1 pseudogene is annotated in these 523 nt (G+C 43.8%); it reads left to right on the top strand.

Annotated elements, in window-relative coordinates:
- Positions 1 to 166 precede the first annotated feature (166 nt).
- A pseudogene (locus R7093_RS27945) lies at positions 167 to 523 on the top strand (EamA family transporter); the annotation flags it as partial.

The raw sequence follows: 523 nt of genomic DNA, 5'->3' as shown, positions 1-523 counted from the left end.
CCACAAAAGGTGTCAGCATGACGCTCGATGGTAGAAAGTGTTTCATATCGACTCCAAACGCATAACAGAATCATTTTTATACTGAAATTTATAAAACAGTACGTTGAAGCGGATCATTTTTGAGTTAAGCTGAAGTTTCCTTTGGCATTCGTGAGTAGTAGGTCACATGAAATCCGTGCAATTTCGCTTCACACTTTATGGCTGCATTGCCATCCTCTCTTGGAGTTGCTTACTGGGTATTGCAAGGCTCGTAACCGAAAGTTTAGGGCCAGTAGGTGGGGCGGCGATGTTGTATTCGCTAAGTTCAATCTTTTTGTTGATTGTGGTGGGCATCCCAAAGTTGTCTTACTTTTCTCCCAAGTATCTTGCGCTTGGTGGTGCGATGTTCGTCTGTTATGAAATATTTCTCGCTCTATCTTTGGGATATTCCAACTCGCGCGCGCAGGCAATTGAGGTGTCGATTGTCAATTACCTTTGGCCCGCACTGACGGTTTTATTTGCGGTCCTTGGCAGCAATAAAAAA

It is taken from the genome of Vibrio sp. 1580 (assembly GCF_033340055.1).
Note: the sequence above shows the minus strand (reverse complement) of the source record. Positions and strands in the feature narration are given on the sequence as shown.